16 protein-coding genes are annotated in these 18,663 nt (G+C 37.8%); 10 read left to right on the top strand and 6 right to left on the bottom strand.

Going from position 1 to position 18,663, the window contains the following annotated elements; genetic code table 11:
* Window positions 1-46: 46 nt before the first annotated feature.
* Window positions 47-400, bottom strand: coding sequence for a DoxX family protein (locus AC0VZ9_RS15625; protein WP_009334066.1), 354 nt, complete (start codon window positions 398-400; stop codon window positions 47-49).
* A 112-nt stretch (window positions 401-512) separates the two neighbouring features.
* Between AC0VZ9_RS15625 and AC0VZ9_RS15620 the strand changes: the two genes are divergently transcribed.
* From AC0VZ9_RS15620 to AC0VZ9_RS15585, 8 genes are all read left to right on the top strand, one after another.
* A complete protein-coding gene (locus tag AC0VZ9_RS15620) occupies window positions 513-1,220 on the top strand; it encodes a Crp/Fnr family transcriptional regulator (RefSeq protein ID WP_475396417.1) in 708 nt (235 codons plus the stop codon).
* A gap of 605 nt (window positions 1,221-1,825) precedes the next feature.
* Window positions 1,826-2,908, top strand: a complete 1,083-nt coding sequence (locus tag AC0VZ9_RS15615; protein WP_475396416.1) for a DUF3626 domain-containing protein — start codon at window positions 1,826-1,828, stop codon at window positions 2,906-2,908.
* Between the two features lie 251 nt (window positions 2,909-3,159).
* Window positions 3,160-3,306: a hypothetical protein gene (locus AC0VZ9_RS15610; protein WP_175502199.1), complete on the top strand. Its 147-nt coding sequence runs from the start codon at window positions 3,160-3,162 to the stop codon at window positions 3,304-3,306.
* A gap of 296 nt (window positions 3,307-3,602) precedes the next feature.
* Window positions 3,603-4,100: a P-loop nucleotide/nucleoside kinase family protein gene (locus AC0VZ9_RS15605; RefSeq protein WP_475396415.1), complete on the top strand. Its 498-nt coding sequence runs from the start codon at window positions 3,603-3,605 to the stop codon at window positions 4,098-4,100.
* Window positions 4,101-4,916: 816 nt separating this feature from the next.
* Window positions 4,917-5,612 carry a response regulator transcription factor gene (locus AC0VZ9_RS15600; RefSeq protein WP_009334070.1) on the top strand — a complete coding sequence of 232 codons (696 nt, stop codon included), beginning with the start codon at window positions 4,917-4,919 and terminating at the stop codon, window positions 5,610-5,612.
* 3 nt (window positions 5,613-5,615) lie between these two features.
* Entirely contained in the window at window positions 5,616-6,551 is a 936-nt protein-coding gene (locus AC0VZ9_RS15595) for a sensor histidine kinase (protein WP_475396414.1), read from the top strand.
* A gap of 206 nt (window positions 6,552-6,757) precedes the next feature.
* Window positions 6,758-7,681 (top strand): ABC transporter ATP-binding protein, encoded by a 924-nt coding sequence (locus AC0VZ9_RS15590; RefSeq protein WP_475397508.1) that lies wholly within the window; start codon window positions 6,758-6,760, stop codon window positions 7,679-7,681.
* Entirely contained in the window at window positions 7,674-8,357 is a 684-nt protein-coding gene (locus AC0VZ9_RS15585; protein WP_251264894.1) for an ABC transporter permease, read from the top strand. Before AC0VZ9_RS15590 ends, AC0VZ9_RS15585 begins: the two co-directional genes overlap by 8 nt.
* Before the next feature lie 477 nt (window positions 8,358-8,834).
* Here AC0VZ9_RS15585 and ald read toward each other — a convergent pair whose 3' ends face one another.
* The 5 genes from ald to AC0VZ9_RS15560 all read right to left on the bottom strand — a co-directional run bounded on the left by ald (window position 8,835) and on the right by AC0VZ9_RS15560 (window position 15,771).
* Entirely contained in the window at window positions 8,835-9,968 is a 1,134-nt protein-coding gene (gene ald, locus AC0VZ9_RS15580) for an alanine dehydrogenase (RefSeq protein WP_475396413.1), read from the bottom strand.
* Window positions 9,969-9,982: 14 nt separating this feature from the next.
* The gene (locus tag AC0VZ9_RS15575) at window positions 9,983-11,416 is read right to left on the bottom strand and encodes an aldehyde dehydrogenase family protein (protein WP_009334076.1); all 1,434 of its coding nucleotides are present in this window, start codon (window positions 11,414-11,416) and stop codon (window positions 9,983-9,985) included.
* Between the two features lie 65 nt (window positions 11,417-11,481).
* Window positions 11,482-12,795 (bottom strand): aminotransferase family protein, encoded by a 1,314-nt coding sequence (locus AC0VZ9_RS15570; RefSeq protein ID WP_034296886.1) that lies wholly within the window; start codon window positions 12,793-12,795, stop codon window positions 11,482-11,484.
* A 233-nt stretch (window positions 12,796-13,028) separates the two neighbouring features.
* A complete protein-coding gene (gene aguA / locus AC0VZ9_RS15565) occupies window positions 13,029-14,126 on the bottom strand; it encodes an agmatine deiminase (RefSeq protein WP_009334078.1) in 1,098 nt (365 codons plus the stop codon).
* Window positions 14,127-14,379: 253 nt separating this feature from the next.
* On the bottom strand, window positions 14,380-15,771 hold the full coding sequence (locus AC0VZ9_RS15560) for a sigma-54 interaction domain-containing protein (RefSeq protein WP_475396412.1): 1,392 nt from the start codon (window positions 15,769-15,771) through the stop codon (window positions 14,380-14,382).
* A 184-nt stretch (window positions 15,772-15,955) separates the two neighbouring features.
* Here AC0VZ9_RS15560 and AC0VZ9_RS15555 point away from each other — a divergent pair, with 184 nt between their 5' ends.
* Both AC0VZ9_RS15555 and AC0VZ9_RS15550 read left to right on the top strand, forming a co-directional pair.
* Complete coding sequence (locus AC0VZ9_RS15555) at window positions 15,956-17,194, top strand: M20 family metallo-hydrolase (protein ID WP_009334080.1); 1,239 nt, start codon at window positions 15,956-15,958, stop codon at window positions 17,192-17,194.
* A 56-nt stretch (window positions 17,195-17,250) separates the two neighbouring features.
* Window positions 17,251-18,648 (top strand): aminotransferase family protein, encoded by a 1,398-nt coding sequence (locus tag AC0VZ9_RS15550; RefSeq protein WP_009334081.1) that lies wholly within the window; start codon window positions 17,251-17,253, stop codon window positions 18,646-18,648.
* The last annotated feature ends 15 nt before the right edge of the window (window positions 18,649-18,663 follow it).

The following is an 18,663-nucleotide window of genomic DNA, read 5'->3' as shown; positions in this document are numbered from 1 at the left end:
CCGTTTTGTGCATGTAACATATATAATTGGCATAGCTATTCTTAACCTACTTAACAATTTGAATAAAGATGATTACGCTAGCTAAAGTAAGCATCGTTAAAGCATTTAACCCCATAATCGGTCTATGTTTGGCTCTTAAGAAGTGAGCATGTAAAGCACCCAGCATAAGAATTATAATTAGGGATCCCGAAAGCAAAATAAATTTAGGAAGCCAAAATCCAATAATCAATCCGCCTACCCCCAATAATTCTAAGAAAGCAGTTATTTGCATAAACCAAAGGGGGTAGCGATATTCCCTCCAGTGCTTAACCATTGACTTGGTACGCACTAATTTCATCGAAATAGAAATTACGAAAATAAGAATTAGAATAATTTGAATGGTAACCGTTACAGAATCCATACAGTTCCCTCCTTTTGTATAATAGACGTGCATGCTACACAGAAATTCTAGGTTTTTTAATTTAGTGAGTATGTAGTCTGGACTACATTCCGCAGAATTTTGGGAGGGCTCTATGGATAAGATTAAGTATTTATCGAGAATACAGCTTTTTGGGGATCTAGCCTTGGAAGAATTAAAGAAATATGAACCGGTCACACCAATAAAAGTTATGAAAAAGGGTACCATTATTAGTTCTCCTCATATGAATCAAAAGATATTGTATTTGATCAAATCGGGTAAAGTTCGTTTGTATAGATTAACTGAAAGCGGGAAAGAGTTTACAATTGATATTTTAGAAAGTGGGCATGTGTTTGGAGAGATTGGTACGTTTACAACAGGTTCTGAAAATTTATATGCTGAGACATGGGAAGATTCTGTTATTTGCAGAATAGATAGAGTGCAGTTTGAAAAAATAATATGCGAAAATCCAGGTATTGCATTAAAGCTACTTGAAATAATCTCCAGCCGTTTAAAGGAAGTCGAAGAGTTATTAGAGTATATGGCATATAGCAGTGTAAAGAAACGCCTTTTATTCCTGTTAAATAAACTTACAGAAAAGTTTGGGGATAAATCGTCAGGCAGAAACCCGGGAGATTGGATTGCACTCGATATTCACATCACTCATCAAGAATTAGCAATGATGATGGGCAGTATTCGTGAAACAGTGACAGCCCTTTTTAATGAATTGAATGCGGAAGGAATTGTACGCAAAGCAGGAAGGCGAGGAACAATGGAAGTTCATGGCGCACGTCTAAAATGTGCATTAAAAGAGGATAGATAAAAATCTGGATTTTTTGCAGAGACTGCCATACCAGGTGGATTTTTCTTTTTGAACAAACGGGGCAGCATTCCTGTAATGAAGGAAAATGGAGTTTGAACAAAAAAATAACCTCTTGGTAGAATGAGAGAGTCCTGAAGCCGGCAAGCGAAAAGGACATTACTCAAATACCAGGAGGCCTTAAAATGAATTATATCCAGAATAAGAAGATTGCTCAAGTTACTCCTTACACCCTGATTATAGGGGGGGATATCGCGAAATTCAAGCATGTGGCGGAAAGAATATTAGTGAGATAGAAAATAATTGTCAAACGGAACTAACATATGAAGACAAACTTGAAATGGGGTATTTTTATAATGCAGCTTCTGTTATTGACCAAATTGACCCTAAGCTTTTTACAAAAGAATAATCTGTTTCTAATTATAAAGGCTAGACCCGTTGGTTGATATATAAAGCTTTGTACATAAATCAAGAGTTGAAGTTAATGCTGCCAATCCAGGCAGCATTTTTCTTATTGCACAAACGGGGCAGATTTGTTTAAGAAGGAAAATAAGGAATCCTTGCTGAATTATTGATTTAATCCGATGAAAGGAGAGATTCATTTATTTATGGAATTATCAAGGTCACAATCATTAGCTTTGGAAAATATTACAAAATATGCACAGGACTATACCTATGAAGCTAAAAAGACAATAAATCACATATTAAAAATGTCTAATATTTCGGATGAAACATTAAAAAATGCTGTAAATAAATTAAAGGCCCATGCAAGAATAGGATTACATTTTCACCCAGATAGGCCAGATTCATCTATGAAAAGTGTTGCTGAAGCACTGTTAGAGTCTGGAATATATAAGAGCCAGTTTGAAACAGGGTTGTCTAACGGCAGTGTATCTGCTTACCCAGGTGGTGAACGAGACCTTTGGGAGAAGAGAATTTTTGAAGGTGCATATCACCTGCAGGGCATAACCAATAACCATCGTCCTAAATATGGTGCATTGAATTTGATGTTGCACCCAGATGGACCTTCTCCACGTTTTGGTTCATGCTATTTTCTTCTATCCCCTAAGGTTTCATATCGTTCTACCTATACATATTTAGATTCGCATCAAGACCCAAAAGAAAAGGGAACTTATAAAGAGTTTGACATGATTTTGGCTGCTCTTTTAGAAGAGGCGTTCGTAAGAGATTTTGCAATTGGTGAAAGAAATCTGACTCCAGTTAGATTAGTAAATCATTTACTGCTTAATCTTGAACGACCGTTTACAGACCCAGCAACCAAAAAGCCAAATCGAAATCTTAATCACTATATTGAAGCCCAGATTCATGGAGGTATTTCACTTAAAGAAGACGTGGATTTGCTTGTTGCAGACCCTTCTTTTAAGAAAACTCATATAGGGAGAATCTTAGAACAACTGTGCTTTAAATATTCCATTCAACTGTATTGGCATAAGGGATTTGCACTTATGATAGAAGAAGTTCCAAAAGATTTTAGAGGCCCATCTATGCCCTCCTTAGCAAAACTCATTGGACAAAATAATGTTATCGATGCGAGCATAATTGGAACTGCTGTAATGGACTTAATACGCAATCCGGCATCTTGGAGCGAACGTGGGGATCATAAGGAGGTACTTCAGGAATTAAAACTATTGTGGCACGTTTTAGTGAGGTATGGAAAGCCATTAGATTAAGGCTGCCTTTTTTGAATTATTACACTTAAAGTAACGAGTGCTTAAAATCAATTGCCAAGCCCAGGGGGCTTTTTGATTAACAAACGGGGCAGTTTAATTCAATTGCAATTAAGGTTAACTTAGTCAAGAAACACAACCAAAACTATACTATTATAGTATCTGCTTGGATATCGCTTCCAGTTCTATATAATTAAACTCTTTAAAATGGTATAGAAGATATATCTAAACTATAAAGAAGGAGTGGTATAGACATGTCAGAAATAAATAAAGTTATTCCTAATGCTGAAAGGATGAAAGAAGTAGGGGCAGCTGTTGGTGAAGCAGGTAAAGCGTTGGGAGATGCGATAAGGAAACACCCTGAAAAAGCATTAGGTATAGGAGGGGGCTTTATATCCTAAAACATAAAAAAATTAAATTCAAACTTAAAAGACCAGATTTAGACATTGAATTTGAAACTGAGTAAATTTATTTAAAGAAGACAGTTACTATTACTAATAACCTAGGTTGGATGTTATTATGGATAAAAAAATTTGAAGCATTACTAAATCAACAACTAATATTAGATATGAATATTCATTAAAAAAGTTGTAGATTTTGAAGAGGTTTGGAGTCTTTATAATGATGGCTGGGCAGCAGCTTTAGATGAAGAAGATGGTGCAATAATCACTAAAATAAGCCTGGGGGGTTAAAAAATATGAAACAATTGGGGACGCTATACTTTTTCTGTGGAAAAATGGGAGCAGGAAAATCAACTAAATCAAAACAATTGGCTATAGATAAACATGCGGTACTGTTGTCTGAGGATGAATGGCTTTCATCTCTTTATCCCAATCAGATCACATCACTTGAGGACTATCTAAAATTCTCAGCGCAGCTCAAGCCGTTGGTGAAAAAGCATGTCCAAAACATATTAAGTGTCGGTACAGATGTAGTGATGGATTTTCCAGCTAACACTCAAAAACTGCGAAAGTGGTTTTTGGATATGGCGTCAGAGGTCAATGCAAACCATGAACTAATTTTCCTTAATTTAAATAACGAGCAATGCTTACGTCAAATTGCACAAAGGCGTAACGAACAACCCGAAAGAGCAGCTTTTGACACGGAAGCGGTGTTTATTCATGTTGCTAAATTTTTTGAAGCACCAGGAGCATCCGAGGGTTTAAATATTTTAGAGTTTAGTGGAAAAGAATAACAAGGAGTTCAACACAGCGTTATAGAACCAGAAGAAAAATTCGTTTACAACTGGTAATTTAACCTTCTCAATAAGCTGTTTCATTCTCCAAGGATTAATACTTGATAATTTAAGGATAGGTTATTTTTCAAAATGGTTTAAATCCGCGACCCACGCCCCATACAAAGACACACTGGATATGAGCGCAATAATGAATTATTAAGCAATAGAGAAGTATTCCTATATAAGAGATTCAAACATTGATTTTAACGATGTATATTCATTCTTTTTTCAAAAAAACCTTATTGTGTACTTTCAATATTGTAATTAGCAATGGAACTGTAATGACTGACATAAGAATCAAAATTATAGCGTTCATATAGTATTGAATATTAGGATTGTATTCATATGTACTGAATAGAAAAAAAGATAAAATGAATAATTTTTGAGCTGTTTTTATCTGTTTTGTTCGCAGACTCGACAACTTAATTGTTATGTCTTAACCAATTAAAAAATAAGATCATTCCCACAATAACAAACTCATTTGTAAACCGAGGTATTTGCTGTCCTTTTATGGAATATTCAGGCATATGATTACGTACTTAAAAAACGGCTGTAAACGGAAAACAAGTGTATGACATTCTTACTTTGAATGTGCGCATTTTTCAATAAGGGGATGAATGCCCATTTTTTTATAGTCTTTAGATACTCCTGTTCTAATCCCCTAATGTACCTCTTGGTTTTTAAAAGAAGGAATTTTGTGTATAGTATCGAAATACAGTAATAGAAAAACGTATATGATAGGCTTTGTTAAAAGAAGTGAATGGATGTGGAAGTATGCAAAAACGTATTTTGCTTGTGGAAGACGACCGGGAAATTAATAAATTGATAAAGGATCACTTAGAACAGGAGAATTTTAAAGTACTTACCGCATTTGATGGAGAGGAGGCATTATCTCTCTTTAAGAAAGAAGAGTTCGATTTAATCCTGCTTGATTTAATGCTTCCTAAATTTAGTGGTATGGATATCTTAAAAAAAGTCAGAGAAAAAAGCTTACTTCCTGTTTTGATTATATCAGCAAAAGGAAGTGACCTGGACAAAGCTTTAGGTCTTGGTTTTGGTGCAGATGATTATATCAGTAAACCTATTTCCATGATTGAACTGACTGCCAGAGTGCATGCAGCGATTCGAAGAGCAACGCAATATATTCCCGCTACGAACCATTCCGCTCCTGCAATTATCCAATTTAAAGAACTTTCCCTCGACTTATCCACCTTTTCTGTACAGGTGAAGGATAAGATTGCCCAGCTAACATCCAAAGAATTTCATATTTTAAAGCTTTTTATGACAAATCAGAGCAGAGTGTTTACAAAGGAGCAAATCTACCAGTTTATTTGGCAAGATGATTATTATGGTAATGAAAATGTAATAAATGTTCATATAAGAAGGCTTCGTGAAAAAATTGAAAAGGATCCGTCTAACCCGCAGTATATTCGGACAATTTGGGGGATCGGATATAAATTAGGAGAATAATTTATGATCCTTGCGCTTAGTGTGCTGATTACTTTCTTACTCGTCATGAATATAATCCAGTATGTTTCCCGAAAAAAAATAAATAACCATTTACATGAAATAAGTGAAAAGTTAGCAGAAATCATAGAGCACAAGACAGCTGAAAAAGTGTTATTGCAAACAGACCAGCATTCCATACAGTTTTTACTCATTCAAATAAACCGGCTATTGGCATACAACCAAAAGGTATTTGCGGATTACGCAAGTACAAAAGACAGCTTAAGGAAGATGATATCCAATATGTCACATGATTTGAAGACACCACTAACTGTTATTTTAGGTTATGTGGAGAAACTTAAGCTGGATGATAAGTTAAGTGAGGATGAGAAGAAAAAGGCCATTTTACGGCTTCATGATAAAGTAGTGGGGTTAATCTCATTACTTAATCAATTTTTTGACCTTGTCAAAATAGAATCCAATGATTATATGATTCCATTAAGCAAGATATCTCTTAATGAGATTTGCAGGAAGAATGTTTTGGATTATTATGATTTGCTCCTTTCAAAGGGTCTTCAGGTAGAAATTGATATCCCGGACCGGAATTTTTACATCCTCGGCAATGAGCATGCTTTAAATCGAATACTCAGCAATTTAATTTCTAATTCTATACGGTATGGAAGTGATGGGGGAGTATTTGGTTTAACACTTCGAGAAGATAAAGGGTCCATTGCTGTAGAGATTTGGGATAAAGGAAAAGGGATTGAAGAGGTGCATCAGGATCGTGTATTTGACAGGCTTTATACACTGGATGATGCCAGAAATCCACAATTTCAAGGAAGCGGTCTAGGCTTAAGCATCTCGAAGCGTTTAACAGAAGCAATGAATGGTTCGATACACTTAAGAAGCAAACCCTTTGAGAAAACGGCTTTCATATGTATCTTTAAACAAATGATATATTAAGATTGCTTGAAAGAGGTGTTCTGCTGGAACGGCTCTTTTTTACTTTTGCCTATTTTTTGGTGACATGATTAGATAGCCACGCTATCTTGGTACATACCTGCCTCTGGATGATGTAAAAAATTCCAACTTAAGAAACATGTAAGAAATGAGAAAGAAAAAAGTCAGTATCTCTGATTAAGATAAAAGTAATAAAGGAGGTCTAAATGATGGATTACGTTGTTCAAACAAATGGATTAACGAAAACCGTGAAAGGTATAACACTCGTATCGAATGTAAACCTTCATATCAAAAAAGGGGAGATATATGGATTTCTTGGTCAGAATGGTGCTGGAAAAACAACGATCATGAAAATGCTCACAGGATTGCTTATTCCTTCTAAGGGAGAAATTTTATTGTTTGGAAAAAAACTCACAGAAACCAATAAATCAGGCTTAAAACGAGTAGGGAGTATAATTGAATATCCCATTTTTTTCGAGCATTTAACAGCAATGGAGAATCTGGAGCTTCACTGTGAATATTTAGGTTATTATGATAAAAAGGCTATTACACATGCTTTGGAATTGGTCCATTTAAAAGGAATTGAAGATAAAGTGGTTAAGGATTTTTCCCTTGGGATGAAACAGCGCCTTGGGATTGTAAGAGCCATTATCACCAAGCCTGAGCTGATTATTTTGGATGAACCGACAAACGGTCTGGATCCAATTGGCATTAAAGATATGCGTGATTTAATTCGGATGCTGAACAAGGAATATGGGATTACCTTTCTTCTGTCCAGTCATATTTTAGGAGAAATTGAACAGATTGTTGATCGGGTTGGTGTGATTCAAAATGGAAAACTGGTGAATGAAGTGAGCTTAGCAGAGATTAGGAAGCAAAGAGCGGATTATATTGAAATTGTCACACCAGACGCCGATAGAACAGCGTATTTGCTTGAACATGAACTCCGCATATCCAATATGAAGATTGTAGGTGACAGGAGAGTTCGGATTTATGATGTAACCCAGTCTCAAAGTGAGATTACAAAAATCTTAATTCTGCATGATATTGAGCTAGAGGAAATACAAAAACATACAAGCACACTGGAAGACTATTTTTATCGTCAAATTCATGGAGGTGAAATAATTGTTTAAATTGATGGAATTGGAATGGAGAAAATTAAAACAAAAGATGGTTATTGGTGAGATGATTATTTACCTAGGCATTCTTATGTTTTTGCCAGTGTTTTTTATTAAGATGGTAATGGCAGATTTTGGGCAGAATTATTCCGCTGTTATTCAGCTGATCGTGTCGATTCAGCTGGGATTTGTCCTATTTGGAGCATCTCTTATCAATCAGGTTTTCATTGAGGAATATAAGAATAAAACCATATCTCTTTCGTTTGGCTATCCAATAAGCCGGAAAAAGCTGGTTATGGCGAAAATTCTTTTTATCTCGCTGGCTGTTTTCCTTTGTACGCTTGTATCCTTTGTATTGACCGGCTTGGCAACCTATTTGATCGATCAGGTTTTTGATATCATTAATGGGCAGCCAACTGCTGCAGATTTCGCAGCCTATTTTAGTAAAATGATTGTTCATTCATTTATAACTGCCCTAATTAGTTTAATTCCGCTCTTCTTCTTTGGTATTTGGAAAAGGGCAACGATTTCAACCGTTATTTGCGCCATATTCCTAATGCAGTTTCAAAACTTTTCCTCTCTTATTAATATCACTCTTGACCCTGCCCTTGTTAATGCAGTGCTTTGTCTATTAGGATTCGTTAGTGTTTATCTTTCGATTAAAATGATTGATAAAGTGGGGGATATTTAGTTTTAGGCAGCGTTGGAAAATTTTGGGGATGGTTAATAAGCTTTGCACTATAAAAAGTTTTTAATAAGGTTAATTGATGATAAGTTGGTGAAGAAATGGAGCTTAGAATAACAGGTGCAAGAGTTGGAGATTCAGTGTGGATCGGCAGCTCTTTTTTCTTATTCGGCTAAAGGGGCAGGTTTTTTTAAAACTAACGATTGTACTAAAATAAAAACATGAGAAAAAAGAACTTCTTTAGATAGTTTTTAGAAGAGTCCATACTTATTAATGGTGATGGAGCTAATACTGTTTAATAGAAGAGGAAGAGAAGATAGTGTTTCTCCGAGAAAAGGAATATCTTCTAAGATGAAAATGGCGGAAAACGGGAATGCAGACATTTTGTCAGCGTTCATCCGCCAAACATTAAGAGAGCCTGACTTATATGCCAGGCTAAATGTTTAAAAAAATGGAACAAATCTAAATGGATTAAGCGGCTTCCTAATTATTAACTTCCTCTTTGGCTAATATTTTCATCGGTTGGACATATTCATAGCCGAGATCGTTTGCTACAGCTTTATAGGTGACTTCACCATTAATGGTGTTCAGTCCTGCTGCAAGAGCTGGATTTTCAATCAATGCTTTCTTTACACCTTTATTGGCAATTTGCAGCGCGTATGGAACTGTCACATTTGTAAGGGCGATAGTTGATGTTTGCGGAACAGCTCCCGGCATGTTTGCCACAGCATAATGGATAACACCATGCTTAATATATGTTGGGTTATCATGAGTAGTGACTCTGTCAGCTGTCTCAATAATACCTCCTTGGTCAACGGCGACATCAACAACTACAGATCCTGCCTCCATTGATTTAATCATTTCTTCCGTCACTAGTTTCGGTGCCTTCGAGCCTGGGATGAGTACAGCTCCAATCACTAAATCGGAATCTGCAACCGCCTTGGCAATGTTAAAAGGATTAGACATAAGTGTTTGGATTTGGCTGCCAAAAATATCATCGATTTGGCGCAAGCGATCTGGGCTTAAATCGATGATTGTTACATCAGCACCCAGACCCATTGAGATTTTTGCAGCATTTGTTCCTGCAACGCCACCGCCAATGACGGTAACCTTTCCTCTCTTAACGCCTGGTACACCAGAAAGAAGAATTCCTTTCCCGCCTTTCGTTTTCTCTAGAAGCTGTGCACCAATTTGGGCGGACATTCTTCCAGCTACTTCACTCATTGGAGTAAGCAGCGGCAGCGTATTTCCTGCTTGTACTGTTTCATATGCGATAGCTGTTACTTCATTTTCCACCAGTGCTCTTGTCAGTTCAGGTTCTGCTGCTAAATGCAGGTAAGTAAATAAAATAAGGCCTTTTCGGAAATACTTGTATTCACTTGAAATAGGTTCCTTGACCTTCATAATCATTTCTGCATTTGCCCAAACCTTCGCTGCGGCTGATTCAATAGAGGCACCAACCTCTTGATAGGACTCGTCCCTAAATCCACTCCCAAGTCCCGCTCCACTCTCGATCACTACCGTATGTCCAGCATTAACCAGGCTCATAGCACCGGCTGGGGTTAGAGCTACCCGATTCTCATTATTTTTAATTTCCCTCGGTACTCCAATAATCATTTAAATAACCTCCATTAATCATTATGATTAAAGATTACTAGCTTGAGCTCAGTCATTTCCTCGATGGCATATTTAATCCCTTCACGTCCAATGCCGCTTTCTTTTACACCGCCATAAGGCATGTGGTCAACACGGAAGGTGGGTATATCATTAATGAGGACTCCGCCAACATGCAATTTCTTTGATGCCTGTAAAGCAGTGTGAATATTATCTGTAAAAATGCCAGCCTGCAGCCCATAACGGGAATCATTAACAAAATCAATCGCTTCCTCAACAGAGTTGACCTTGTTTATTAAAACAATTGGAGCGAAAACCTCCTGACATGACACCTTAGATGCTGGATTCACACCTAGTAAAACAGTAGGGAGGAGGATATTACCTTCACTGGCTCCGCCTGCAGCAACGATTGCCCCATTTTGTTTTGCCTCTGAAATCCATTCAAGGGTTCTTTCCACTTCCTTAGGATTAATTAAAGCAGAAACATCTGTGTCAGGATTTAAAGGATCTCCAGCTTTCAATTGTTGTGCTGCTTTAACAAATTTTTCAACGAAGCTGGTGTAGCTATCCTTATGGACATAAATTCTCTGAAGGGAAATACAAACCTGACCCTGATAACTGAAGGCTCCTTCTACACAGCGCTTAATGATTTTGTCGATATCAATATTTTTATCTACAATGAGTGCAGCGTTAGATCCCAGTTCTAGTGTGACATGTTTTAATCCCGCTTTATTCCTGATGCCGATTCCGACCTCGGGGCTGCCCGTAAAAGTAATTTTCTTCACTCGATCATCTGATATCAGCTTTTCACCTATGACCGGGCCACTTCCTGTTACTACATTCAAAGCACCTGGCGGCAGCCCGGCTTTTTGCATAAGTTCAGCAAGAAAATAGGCCGAAATGGGCGTCTGGCCTGCTGGCTTTAATACGACTGTATTTCCAGCGGCAATTGCAGGTCCAACCTTATGGGCAACGAGATTCATCGGAAAGTTAAAAGGAGTAATGGCTCCGATAACTCCAAGTGGTTCTTTTACAGTGTAAGCGAATCTCCCTTCACCGCCTGGAGCTGCATCCAGCGGGATTGTTTCTCCGCTAATTCTTTTAGCTTCCTCAGCAGCAAATTTGTAAGTTTGAATCGTTCTTGCCACTTCTCCTTTAGCGGTTTTTAGCGGCTTCGCCGCCTCTAAAGAAAGAATTTCAGCAGCTTGATCAAAGTGCGCTTCAAATAGGCCTGCGAGGTTTTCAAGGATTTTTGCCCGCTGATGGCTTGGCATTTCAGACATAATCGTTCTCGCCTTGTATGCAGCTTCTATAGCGGAATTGACTTCTTCCACTGTTGCACTTGGGATTTCTGCGATCAGTTCTTTGCTATAAGGAGAGAATAGGGGGTTATAATGTTTTGCTTTTGCCCACTCTCCATTGATAAACAGGTGATATTTTTTCATAAGCATATAACCTCCAAATTTTTGAACAAGATTAATTACTTTTTAAAAAAGTCCAGTTCTGAAATAAAAGTCTACAATTTTTGCTCTATTTGATAGATGGCATGATGGATAATTTCTACTAAACGATCAATCTCCTGCTTATTAATTGAAAGAGGGGGGGCCAATACAAGTATATCCATCTTATCGAATACAACAGATCGGCAAATGAGTCCCTGTTTGGCTGCCTCATTGACAATCAGAGGGGCTAGGGGTCCTGCTGCCGATTGTTGGCTATTTAATTCAATAGCTCCCATAAGCCCTAACGCCCTGACATTTTTAACAATCTCTCTCTCTCCTTGGATCCATCTAAAGCCCTTGAGCATTTCTGCACCCATATTTTTGGCGTTCTCAATTAAGTTTTCATTTTCAATTATTTCAATATTCTTCAGTGCTACTGCGCATGCCATTGGATGACCGCTATAAGTATAGCCATGCAGGAGTGTGCCAGTTGATAATCGTTTAAAATCTTCATATATCTTTTCAGAGAGGACCACTCCGCCAAGCTGTGCATATCCACTAGTGACTCCTTTTGCAAAACACATTAAATCGGGGGCAACACCATAATGCTCAATTCCAAAGTATTTTCCTGTCCGGCCAAATCCGGTAATGACTTCATCCGTGATAAAAAGAATGTTGTATTTATCACAAATATTTCTTACATTGTTAAAATACTCCTCAGGAGCAATATGAACTCCTCCAGCTCCTTGTACGGGCTCTGCAATAAAGGCAGCAATTGTATCAGGCCCTTCAGATATTACGGCTTCTTCAAACGCTTTTGCCGAAAAATTATCCGTATGATAAAAATCCGGTGCCAAGGAATTAGTGAAATCCCTGAAAGGCTTTAGGCCTGTTGCGCTGGTTGCCCCCATTGCAACCCCATGGTAGGACTTTATTCGGGAAATTATTTTCTTTTTCTCAGGCTGCCCTTTTAAAATCCAATAATGTCTTGCTAACTTATAAGCGGTATCATTGGCCTCTGACCCCCCAGAAGTAAAAAAGGTGGCATTTAAATCCCCAGGTGTGACCTCTGCTATTTTAGCAGCTAATCGAATAGCTGGTTCATTGCTAAATGTCGCGAAGCAGGAGCTAAAAGCCAGCTTATTCATTTGTTCCATGGCAGCAATACCCAGCTCTTTTCGCCCATGTCCAATGTTTACATTCCAAAGAGAGGACATTCCATCAATAACCTTTTTCCCATGAACATCTTCGAGATATATGCCGTCTCCTTTTGTAAAAATATAGGCAGGGCCATTTTCCTGCTGTTGTTGAATAGGGGATGTAGGATGCATGAAATGCTTTTTGTCCAATTCCGCCAATTCTTGATAAGTAAGTTCATTTGCGATCATTATCATTCTCACCTCATACTTTAAATTTAAGTTTCTAAAAGGAACATAATGGCTTTCTTCTTACATCTAATTACAATGCAAGGATTGTGCCAAATATTATATGTAAGCCATTTTTTCCGGGGTACACACAAAAAAAGAGCTGAATTAAAATTCAGCTCGAGTTTTTTTAAAAATAAGAGTATAAGTTTTCACGAGTATTAAAAATGCTTAGCTCTGTGACGCTTTAGCATTTCTTATGGCCACGGCTGCTGCTGAGTGATGCAATGAATGTTTCCTCCGCCAACTGACACCTCACGAGTGTTAACCGTAACAATTTGCCGGTCTGGGAACATTCTTTGAAAAGCGGCGACAGCATGCTCATCCTGTGGATCATTAAATGTTGGCAAAATAACTCCACCGTTACATAAATAACAATTAATATAAGTAGAAATAAAGGTCACGTGTGTTGACCGTTCGTAACTATGTCTGGAGTAATCAATTTCAAAACTTTCAGCTTCGCTTAATGTTATTTGTTTCGGCATTTGTATTTTGTGTATTTTTAGTTTTCTGCCTTTTGCATCTGTTGCATCCTTCAGCCGTTCGTATGCATCCTGAAGCACTTCATACTGAGGATGAATCGGGTCATCTGTCCAGCTCATGGCAATTTCACCAGGCTTAACAAAAAATAAAACCTCGTCCACATGCCCATCTGTTTCATCTCCGACCAGCCCATCCTTTAACCAGATGATCTTTTCTACATTCAGGAATTCAGAAAGTCTTTCTTCTACCTCTTCTTTTGTTAAATTTTTATTTCGGTTTTTATTTAAAACACACTGCTCGGTAGTAATTAGCGTGCCTTCACCATCCACGGTTATAGCGCCGCCTTCTAAAACAAATTCTGTTGCATCGTACCGGCTTATATGCTCGATCTCTAATACTTTTCGTTTTACTTGGAGATCTAAATCCCAAGGAAAATATAAACCCTCTTCAATTCCTCCCCAGGCATTAAACCCCCAGTCAATCCCGCGCACCTCACCTTGATCATTTTTCACAAAGGTTGGACCAATATCTCTCATCCAGGCATCGTTAGAGGAAATTTCAATTACGCGGATATGTTCAGGTAAAAGGGCGCGGGCATTTTCGAATTGTTCCGGTCTTACACACATGGTAACAGGTTCAAATTGGGCAATCGCTTTTGCAACTTCGACATATACCCTTTGAGCAGGCTTAGCTCCAGCTCTCCACGTATCCGTTCTGACTGGCCAAAGCATCCAGGTCCCCTTATGTTTTTCAAATTCTCCCGGCATTCTAAAACCGTCTTTTTTTGGTGTTCCATTCATTGTTAATACCATGTTTTATCCCCCTAAACTCAGTAATTCATCGTAATTATTGACAGAGCCTTTATATAAAGAAAGCAGCGATGCTTTAAAAAACTCCCTCCTTAAACTGTATTTACTAGGTTTCTGTTGCAAGTTCCATGCCAAGAATAAGAAGAGAATTTTAAATGCTTATATCCAATTCTTTTCGTTTTCTAAGCCTTTGGTAAATTTGCTTTTCGAATAAATGAACCGATTTCGACTCAATTCATGTTTTAGTTTATGTAACTTATAAATTATATTTTTGCAGTCTTCTTATCAAGGAGGATTGCGTTATTCCAAGTGCTTTGGCCGCTTTCCTGGTAGAGTTATGTTCTTTTTGGGCATCAATAATCAGCTTTTTTTCAATTTCCTCGATATAACCAGGAAGACTTTGGCCATTTAGTTTGGGAGGAAACGCACTTTCCTTCTTCTGAACCTCTCTTAATACCTTTTCCGATAAGTCGCTTTTATCAATTATCTCTGACTTTGCAGTGACAACTAAACGTTCGATCATGTTCTCTAATTCACGAATATTACCAGGCCAGCTATAATTCTGCAGATAATCAACCAGCTCTTTTCCTAAGACAGTGGACTTTCGATATTTTGTTTTGAAAAGTTCAAGGTAATGAAAAACAAGAGGAATAATATCATCCTTTCTTTCTCTTAGCGCCGGGATTTGAATTGAAACAACGTTCAATCTATAATATAAATCCTCTCTGAATCGCTTTTCTTGGACCATTTCCAGAAGGCTTTGATGGGTAGCGGTAATAATCCGTACATCTACCTGTTTTAATTCGGTGGAACCAATAGGAAAAAATGACTTTTCCTGAACCAATTGAAGAAGCTTGGGCTGCAGAGTTAAAGGCAGTTCCCCGATTTCGTCAAGAAAAAGGGTACCTCCATTTGCCTTCTCAACTAATCCGATTTTCCCGCTATTGTTTGCTCCGGTGAATGCTCCTTTCTTGTATCCAAATAATTCTGATTCCAGAAGAGTTTCAGGAATTGCTCCACAATTTATTTGAATAAACGGTTTATCGGTTCGGTTGCTCCTTCTGTGAATCATTGATGCAATCATGCTTTTCCCGACCCCAGTCTCTCCGGTTAAGAGGATGGTTACGTCTAATGATGCAATTCTCCCGATTAAATCCAAAATTTCCTCATGTTTTTTGCTATTGCCAATAATGATGTGATTGTTTTTCTTTTCTGATTCCTTGACCTTCATTTCCTGGAGTTCATCCCAATATTTTTGGAGAAGTATTTCCGCTTTTTCCAGCTGAAGGGAGGACCTGACAGTATCCGTTATATCCTTTACATTGACCAGGACATACTGGGTCTTATCTTCTTTTATTTCAACAAAATAACCAGTTGCTAAGTATTGTCGCCCTTTAGAGGTTTGAACCTTTGTCACGGTCTCTCTTTTTTCTAACACAATATTTGTAATGGACGGGGTGAATAAGCCGTCTTTTTCAAGATCAGATACACTTCTTCCGATAACCTTAGAGCGCGGTGCTCCCATTTGCTTTGAACTAGTGTCATTAATCCATAGAGCGATGCCATTATGGTCAGCTATAAAAATCCCATCTTTTAAATGATTAAACATATGATGAAAATGTTTATCTTCAAAAAACTTTTTGCTCATATTAAGCCCCCAAAGTATGATCGATAGAGTTTGATTCGTTTTCGATTCAAAATGAACCGGAATTGGTTCGAAATAATTACTATATTATTAATTTTCAGATTAATAGTCAAACAAATATTGATATTTAGGATGATTTTCACTTTGGCATAAAAATTGCATTAAAAATAGTTGAGGAGGTAAGTAAATGGAAACTACGAAACTCATGGTTAATAGAAAACGCCTGCTTGATACGATTAATGTAAGTTCTTCCATTGGAGCGTTAGAAAATGGAGGATTAAATCGGCTGGCTTTAACAGAAGAAGATAAAGAGATGAGAAATATATTTGTTAAATGGCTGCAGGAAGAGAAGCTGGACGTACGAGTTGACGACCTTGGAAATATTTACGGAAGGAGAAAAGGAAAGTTAAATGATAGTCCAGCTGTTGCAATTGGATCTCATTTAGATACACAGCCCTGCGGCGGACGGTTTGACGGAATCCTGGGTGTTTTAACCGCATTGGAGGTCGTCCGTACATTAAACGAAAATAATATTGAAACTGATTATCCTATTGAAATTGTTAATTTTACTAATGAAGAAGGTGCCCGTTTTGAGCCTCCGATGCTTGGATCAGGCGGTGTTGCAGGTGAATTTACAACAGACTTTATCTATAACACAAAGGATAACGAGAACATTTCGTTCCAGGAGGCATTAAAAAAAATTCAATACATGGGAGACGAAAAGCACAGATTAAGAGATATAAAATACTTTATCGAGCTCCATGTGGAACAAGGTCCCATTCTTGAAAAAAACAACAAGTTAATTGGAATTGTCGAAGGAATTCAAGGAATAAGCTGGCTGAATGTAAAGGTAGTAGGAGAGACAAATCACGCTGGGCCTACTCCGATGGAAGACCGAAAGGATGCCTTGGCACCTTCAGCTAAAATGGTTACCAAAGTATATGAAATAACAAATGAAATAGAAGGTTTGAAAACGACAGTAGGAAAACTTAATGTCAAACCGAATATTACGAATGTTATACCTGGTGAAGTAGAGTTCATGATTGACGTGCGGCACAAGGATGATGAGATTAGAGCTGGTACAATTGATAGACTAAGAGAGCAGTTAGGCACAATTGCGGTAATGAATAATGTTGAAGTTACGATTTCAACAGATTGGAATTCGGATGCTGTGCTATTTTCCTCCGAAGTTATGGATGCAATTAGTGAAGCTGCAGGCGTGTTGGGATATTCCACTTTAAGATTATTTAGCGGTCCAGGACATGATGCAAAATATATAAGTAAAATGGCCGACACCGGGATGATTTTTTTACCCAGTATTAACGGGATTAGCCATAATGAAAAAGAATTGACTTTAGAGGACGACATTGAGAAGGGTGCAAATGTCCTTCTGAACACGATTCTAAAGCTTGCAAGGGCTCATTAACTTTTATTTATTTAATTGGCTTTTTAAAACTATTTTAACTGGAGGCATGTTTGAAAATGAACCAAAATCAAACAATTATGAATGGAAAAAACGAATTGCTGGCAAGTGAACTTTCCGCTTTAGATCGCAGGCATCTCCTTCATCCATCTACGAATCCAAAATTACAGGCGCAAACAGGCCCAAAACTTATTTTTACAGGTGGAGAGGGAATTTATCTCCATGACATGAGCGGCAAAAAATATATTGATGGAGTTTCCATGCTGTGGAATGTAAATTTAGGGCATGGAAATAAGGAAATGGCTGAAGCTGCCTATAATCAGATGGTAAATGTTGCGTATGCTTCGGCATTTTATGGCTATGCAAATGAACCAACTGTTCGCTTGGCTGAAAAAATTGCTTCATTAACACCGGGAGATTTAAATACCGTTTTCTTCACTTCCGGTGGATCGGAATCAAATGATACTGCCTTTAAATTATCCAGGTTTTATTGGCAATTGCAGGGATACACCGAAAAAAGAACGATTATTTCATTAAAGAGAGGGTATCACGGTGTAACAGTTTCTGCACAAAGGGCAACTGGTATAGAGGTTTACCGTGAATTCTCGGGATCTACTGACCCGGATATCGTGAATGCAAAAGCTCATTTAACAGAGTGTGAACTTGGTGACAGGAACCATCCAGAGTATGAGGGATGTATTAGAAGCATCATTGAAAAATTAGGAAAAGATAAGGTTGCAGCTGTTATTGTAGAGCCAATCCAAGGAGCTGGCGGAGTCCATATTCCTCCTGATGGCTATCTTCAGGCTGTTAGAAAATTATGTGATGAGTTTGATATCCACCTTATAGCAGACGAGGTTATCTGTGGTTTTGGACGTACAGGAAAAATGTTCGGGGTAGATCATTGGGATGTTATTCCGGACTTTATGTCAATCGCAAAGGGGATAACCAGCGGGTACATTCAACTTGGCGGTGTGGTCATGAGAGAAAAAATCAGAGATGCCTTTACATCATATGACGGCATGCTTGCGCATGGATTCACTTACAGCGGGCATCCGACAGCTTGTGCAGTGGGATTGAAAAATATTGAAATTTTAGAACGAGATGGTCTTATTGAAAAAGCCCGGATATTGGGAGAACGATTAGAGAAGGGGCTTCTTTATTTAGAAGACAAATATGAATTTGTATCAGGGTCAAGAGTGAAGGGTTTATTGGCTGGTTTTGATTTAATGAAGGATCCAGATCAAAATATTCCTTTTGATGAATCTGTAAAAGCATCGGTTAGTGTGGTAGATGAAGCATATCAAAGGGGCTTATTGATTAGGCCATTTGATTTTGAACCAGGGATGAACATTGTTGCGATTGCTCCTCCTTTTATCACTAGTGATAATGAGTTGGAACGAATTATCCATATTGTAGATGATTCTTTAGCAGCCTTTTCAAAGGTCACAAAATAATTTGAGTAAGCAAGG

It is taken from the genome of Cytobacillus sp. QJM3NY_8 (assembly GCF_056173585.1).
This window is presented reverse-complemented; position numbering and strand designations above follow the sequence as displayed.